The organism is Amycolatopsis tucumanensis (assembly GCF_021654135.1).
GTDB lineage: Bacteria > Actinomycetota > Actinomycetes > Mycobacteriales > Pseudonocardiaceae > Amycolatopsis_E > Amycolatopsis_E tucumanensis.
In genome coordinates this window covers 23166-29165 of the sequence record NZ_JAKGSD010000081.1, presented here as the reverse complement: position 1 = coordinate 29165, position 6000 = coordinate 23166, and the positions used below count along the sequence as shown (strand labels likewise).

Annotated in this window: 6 protein-coding genes; 2 read left to right on the top strand and 4 right to left on the bottom strand. The window is 72.0% G+C overall.

Translation table 11 applies throughout. The features are described 5' to 3' along the window. Positions 1 to 1174: MadS family sensor histidine kinase (locus L2C96_RS41415; RefSeq protein WP_237339982.1), on the top strand; the 1174-nt coding region annotated here is incomplete at its 5' end. Continuing rightward, positions 1174 to 1821, top strand: coding sequence for a MadR family response regulator transcription factor (locus L2C96_RS41410; protein ID WP_027936198.1), 648 nt, complete (start codon positions 1174 to 1176; stop codon positions 1819 to 1821). The genes L2C96_RS41415 and L2C96_RS41410, both read left to right, overlap by 1 nt. A gap of 36 nt (positions 1822 to 1857) precedes the next feature. Here the strand turns inward: L2C96_RS41410 and L2C96_RS41405 are convergent, their stop codons facing one another. Genes L2C96_RS41405 through L2C96_RS41390 form a run of 4 tightly spaced genes read right to left on the bottom strand, consistent with a single transcriptional unit; the run spans position 1858 to position 5917 of the window. Then, the gene (locus L2C96_RS41405; protein ID WP_027934347.1) at positions 1858 to 2472 is read right to left on the bottom strand and encodes a GPR1/FUN34/YaaH family transporter; all 615 of its coding nucleotides are present in this window, start codon (positions 2470 to 2472) and stop codon (positions 1858 to 1860) included. Positions 2473 to 2501: 29 nt separating this feature from the next. Continuing rightward, the gene (gene mftM, locus L2C96_RS41400) at positions 2502 to 3377 is read right to left on the bottom strand and encodes a mycofactocin oligosaccharide methyltransferase MftM (RefSeq protein WP_237339981.1); all 876 of its coding nucleotides are present in this window, start codon (positions 3375 to 3377) and stop codon (positions 2502 to 2504) included. Then, entirely contained in the window at positions 3374 to 4876 is a 1503-nt protein-coding gene (locus tag L2C96_RS41395; protein WP_020420251.1) for a VWA domain-containing protein, read from the bottom strand. The genes mftM and L2C96_RS41395 overlap by 4 nt, the downstream gene beginning before the upstream one ends. Positions 4877 to 4885: 9 nt before the next feature. Further along, entirely contained in the window at positions 4886 to 5917 is a 1032-nt protein-coding gene (locus tag L2C96_RS41390; protein WP_237339980.1) for an AAA family ATPase, read from the bottom strand. Positions 5918 to 6000: the final 83 nt, after the last annotated feature.

The window sequence follows — 6000 nt, the reverse complement described above, 5'->3', positions numbered from 1 at the left end:
GGTCGAGGCGGTAGTGCGGGCCGCGGCGGAACACGTGCAGGCGGACTGGCTGCTGTTCGCGGTCGCCGACGGCGCGCTGCGCGCGGCGCGGCCGCGGTTCCTGCTGCTCACCGGCGGCGAGCTGGTCGAGGACGAGCGGCTGTTCCCGCCCGACGCGCTCGCGCACCTGCGGATCCTGCGGAGCAGGCCGTGGGAGGCCGGGGACCCCGCCGAGTCCGGGGTGCGGGTGCCGATGACCCTGGACTGCGAGCCCGTCGGCGGGATCGCCGCCCGGCCCGCGCCCGGCATGGACATCGCCGACACCGACCTGGCGGTGCTGCGGGTGCTGGCCAACCAGGCCGCGGTCGCGCTGCACAACTCCTACCTCGTGCACGCCACCATGCAGCTGCGCGGGCGGACCGAGGCGCTGTCCGAAGCAGCCGAGCAGCAGGCGCGCGACCTGGCCGCCCGCAACGCCGAGCTGCAGGAGACGCAGCGCAGGCTGATCGAGGTGATGCAGCGGCAGGCGCTCGACGACGAGCGGCACCGGATCGCGCGCGAGCTGCACGACAGCGTCACGCAGGACGTCCTGTCGGCCGGGATGATGATCGAGATCTGCCGCGCCGAGATGACCGAGCCGGGTGCGGACCTCGCTGCGCTACGGGAGAAGCTCACCGGGGCGAAGGACCTGACCCGGCACGCGGTGGAACGGCTGCGCGCGGCGATCTACGCGTTGCACCACTCCGAGTCCGAGCCGTCCGGCTCGCTGCCGGTGCTGCTGGAACGACTGTCCACAGTGCACCTGCCGACGGACCTGACGGTGAGCGTGTCGGTGCACGGCGAGCCGGTCCCGCTGCCCGGCGAGGCCGAGCACTCGCTGCTGCGCATCACCGGCGAGGCGCTGTTCAACACCGTGATGCACACCAACGCGGCCCGCGCGCGGATCCGGCTGGACTACCGCGCGGATTCCATCCGGCTGTCCATCGCCGACGACGGGGACGGTGATCCGGCGCAGCTGCGCCGGATGCTGCGGCTGTCCTCGGCGACGGACCTGGCGGGTGCGCACCGCGGGCTCGCGAACATGCGGGCCCGTACCGAGGAACTGGGCGGGACGCTGTCGATCCGGCGGTCCCGGATCGGGGGGATCCTGTTGCTGCTGGAGATACCGCTGCCGCTGGACACGGAGGCGGCGTGATGATCACGGGTGAGCGGACGTTGAAGATCGTGCTGGTGGACGACCACGCCATCGTCCGGCAGGGGTTGCGGTCCATCCTGGAGCGCGAGGAGGACATCACCGTCATCGGGGAGGCGGCCACGGCGGCCGAAGCGCGCGCGGTGGTCGAGCGAACCCGTCCGGACATCGTGCTGCTGGACCTGAAGCTGTCGACCGGCTCCGACACCGAGGGCTTGGAGATCTGCTCGGAGCTGACCGCCCGGTACCCGGACCTCGGCGTCCTGGTGCTGACGACGTTCCTCGACGACGCGCTGGTGGTGGAGGCGATCCACCGCGGCGCACGCGGTTACGTGATCAAGGACGTGGACACGACCGGGCTGGTGTCGTCGATCCGGGCGGTGGCGCGCAACGAGAGCGCGTTCGACTCGCGGTCCGCTTCGGCGATGGTCCGGTCGATCCGCACCGCGCCCGAGGAGCCGGTGCTGACCAGCCGCGAGCAGGGGGTCCTGGAGCTGCTCGCACGCGGGCTGAGCAACCGCGACATCGGCTCGCGGCTGTTCATCTCCGAGACGACGGTGAAGTTCCACGTCCGCAACATCATGCGCAAGATCGACGCCTCCAGCCGCGCGGAAGTGGTGTACGAGGCGAGCAAGCGGGGCCTGATCTGAGGCACCGGGCGGGGTGGCCCGCCCGGTGCCCCGGCCTCAGCGCAGGACCGGACGGCCCAGCGGCAGGCCGCGACCGCCGGTCGCCGTCGACAGGGCGCCGGCGAACAGGTAGACGCCGACCGCGGTGAAGGCGAACACGACGTACCCGCCTGCGGTGGTGGCCGAGGTGGAACCGCTCACGGTGCCGTAGAGCACCAGCGCGAGCGCGATGTCGATCAGCGTGAACAACAGCGTGAACGCGGCGGGCAGGCGCAGGGTCCCCAGCGTCAGCAGGACCACCGTGACCAGCCAAGCGATCAGGAACAGGCCCTGCGTGGCGACCGCGGCGTCGGCGGTGATGCCGAACCAGCCGTGGATCAGGCCGAGCACGAGCGCGGCGTAGCTGAGCCAGAAACCGGTGAACACGCCGAAGACGGCGGCCACCGCGTTCTGGCCCAGCGCGGCCGCCCAGACGGCGGCGACGAGCTGGCCCAGGCCGGTGGCGGGCAGGATGATCGCGATGGACGCGCCGACGGCGCCGGCCGGGACGTAACCGGTCAGCACCAGGCCGAGCGCGATCGCGCCGACGATGAAGGTGGGCACCCCGATCAGGGCCGGATCGCCCGTGATCTCGGTGCGGACGGGGGCTTCGGTGGCAACGGCAGTGGTCATCGTGTGCTCCTCGTTGAGCGGTAACGCGGTCAGGCGGGACGGCGGTCCAGGATCAGCCAGCCACCGTGGAAACCGGAGACGCGGTGGCGCCATCCGCTCGCCGACCCGAGTCCGGTGAGCGTCGCGAGGTCGAAGCGGCGCACGTGACCGTAGTCGGCGTTGGGGACCTCCTCGAAGGGGACGGCGACGACGACCCGGGACCGGGCCAGCCGCTGGGCCTCGGCCAGCACCGCGGCGCCGGTCGCGGGATCGAGGTGCTCCAGCAGGTGCACGACCGTCACGGTGTCGACGCACCGGTCCGGCAGCGGCACCCGCGCCGCGTCGCACACCATCGTGCGCAGCGGTGTGTCCATGGCGGCGGCGACCGTGTCCAGCACCCGCATGGTTCCGGCCACGATGTCGGAGGCGATCACTGTCGTGCGCGGCCGCTGCGCGAGCATCAACGCGAGGAACCCGAAGCACGAGCCCAGGTCCAGCACGCTGCCCGGCGGCACGAGCCGCAGCACCCGCGCGTACACCGGCGCGATCCCCGCGATCAGTCCGGGCGCGGTGCGGGGATCGCGCAGGTGCTCCAGGGTGTTGGCGTAGAAGGTTTCCCAGGCGCGGGCCGGGTCGGGCACGGTGCTGCGGACGACGCCGCAGAACACGCGCTCGAAGATGTCCTGGCCGCACAGCCAGCCGGGCGTGAACAGCTCGTCGATCAGCAGCGCGGTCAGGCCGTTGTGCAGCTGGTCGGGACGCAGGCAGTGGCTCACCTCGATGCGCCGCCCGGCGCGGTGCAGCCGGAAGTGCGGGGTGCGCACGACCGCGGACCGCCCGTCGTCCTCGGCGCGCACCACGCGCACCAGGTCGTCGAGGTACTCGGCGACCGGGAACGGCGCGAGCGGGTCCAGCGCGGCGGTCATCGGGTCACCAGGTCCAGCGCGACGCGGTCCAATCCGGACAGATCGCGGACGACTCGGACCTTGCTGCAGTACTCGGCGTAGGCGGGCAGGTCGCAGCCGCCCAGGCCCCACGAGTAACGCGGCTCGGGGGTGAGCCAGATGGTCTCCCGCGCGCGGCGGGAGATCTCGGCGAAGGCGCCCAGGTTCGGGTCGTTGCCGTTGCCCCGCCCGTCGCCCAGCACCAGCACGGTGGTCCGGCGGGTCACGGCCGAGGAGTGCTCGGCCAGGAACTCGCCGAACGCGGCGCCGTAGTTCGAGTTGGCGTCCACGTCGAGGACGTCGCCGCCGAAGATCAGGCCGAGTGCGCGCTCCACCGGGTGCTCGGCGAACAGCTCGGTGGTCTCGGCGATGTCGTCGACGAACGCGAACGAGCGCACCTGCGCGAACAGGTTCTGCAGGCCGTGCACCAGGTGCAGGGTGAACCGCGCGGTGGCCCGCACGGACAGGCTGACGTCGGCGAGCACCACCAGCCGTGGCCGGTCCTCCGCGCGCCGCACGGTGACCGGGCTGAACGGGATGCCGTCGAAGCGCATGTTGCGGCGCATGGTGCGGCCCGGATCGACCCGGCCCGCGCTGGCGATGCGCCTGCGGTGCGTCAGCGCGCCGCGCAGCGACGACGCGAGCCGGCGCAACGACTCCTCCAGTTCGGCTCGCTCGCTCTCCCCGGCCTGGTCGACGTGGGCGGCCCGCTTCTCCCGCGTCTCGACGACCGTGTTCTCCAGCTCCAGCAACGCTTCGAGGTGCCGTTTCAACGCCTCCGGCAGGTTCTCCAGCACCCCGGCGAGGCGGCGGCGCAACTGAGCGGCGTCGTCCTCGTCGCCGTCCGCGGCCTGTTCGAGCCAGCCGAGCAGCGCGTCCTGCTCGGCGATGCTCAGCTCGGCGTCGACCTTCGTGCCGGTCTCCTGGGACAGCCGGCCGGGCGCGCCCGCGCCGTGCAGGCGGTCGGTGTCCAGCTGCACCCGGTAGCCGGCGTCTCCGGCGACGGCGTTGTCCGTGGAGAACACGATCTCGTCGGTCATCGACGCGAGGTCGATCTTGTTGGCCTCCTGGTGCAGGTTGTACTGCTGCGCCAGGTCCGACTGGTCGAAGAAGTCCCGGATGTCGCTGGGCTTGCCGTGCTCGTGCCCCTGCTGCGGGGTCTCGCTCGGCTCCTCGGAGAGGGTGAAGCTCTCCAGCTCGCCGGTGTCGGACAGGTCGTCGTGGCTGTGCCCGTGGCCGTGCCCGTGCTCGGACGGCCCGACCCGCACCAGCGCGAAGAAGGCGTCGAAGATCTCGTCGAACGCCGGGTCGTCGCGGTGGTCCTTGACGAGCGCGAGCCGCAGCGCCTCCTTGAGCACGGCCCGGTCGGCGAGGATGCCGGGCTCGGCCGCGCAGCGCAGGGCGTCGATGGTCTCCGGCACCGAGATGCGGACGTCCCGCAGCCGCAGCAGCCGCACGAACCGGTGCAGACTGGCCTCCATCGCGTGTCCCTAGGACCGCCGGCCGAACGACCGGCTGCCGCGGTCGGCGCTGACCTTCGGCGCCTCGTGCGAGTGGCCGTGGACGTGCCCGTGTCCGTGGCCGTGCAGGGTCTCGGGCACCTCGGCGTTCGGGTCGACCAGCCGCGGCAGGGCTTCGAGGGCCTTGCGCACGTCCTTGTCGTACTTCACCACCACCGACACGGTGTCCGACAGCACCGGCGCGGTCAGCTCGTCGACCCCTAACACGGCGAGCGTGCGCGCCCAGTCGATGGTCTCCGAGATGCTGGGCGACTTGCGCAGTTCCAGCTCACGCAGGCCGCGCACGATCTCCACGAGCTGGCGGGCCAGCGCCTCGGGCAGGCCGGTGTCCTTGCTGCGCACGATGTCCAGCTCACGCTCCGCCGACGGGTAGTCGAGGAACAGGTGCAGGCAGCGGCGTTTCAGGGCGGCGGCGAGGTCGCGGGTGTTGTTCGAGGTCAGGATCACGTACGGGCGGTTGCGGGCGGTGAACGTGCCGATCTCCGGCACCGAGATCTGGTACTCCCCCAGCATCTCCAGCAGCACCGCCTCCAGCGCCTCGTCGGCGCGGTCGATCTCGTCGATCAGCAGCACCACCGGTTCCTCGGAGCGGACCGCCTCCAGCAGCGGGCGCGCGGCGAGGAAGCGTTCGGAGAAGAACACGCTCTCCTGCGCGCCGATGCGGTCGACCGCGTCGTGCAGGTCCGGCGCGTCGGCCACGAGCTGGCCGATCTTCTCGCGGAGGATCTGGGTGTAGAGCAGCTGCTTGCCGTAGTCCCACTCGTAGAGCGCGCTGGCTTCGTCCTGGCCCTCGTAGCACTGCAGGCGCAGCAGCCGCCGCCCGGTGGCCGCGGCGAGCGACTTCGCGAGCTCCGTCTTGCCGACGCCGGCCGGGCCCTCCAGCAGCACCGGCTTCTCCAGCCGGGTCATCAGGAACACCATCGTCGCGAGCCGGTCGTCGGTCAGGTAACCCTGCGCCGCGAGCGCCTTCCCCGCCTCCTCGACGGAGTCGAATGCGGTCACGCCAAACCCTCCTCGGTAGGGGTGCCGGGGGCGGCCCCGTCCAGCCCGCCCCCGGCAGTTGTGCTTGTGAAGCGGCGGAGCCG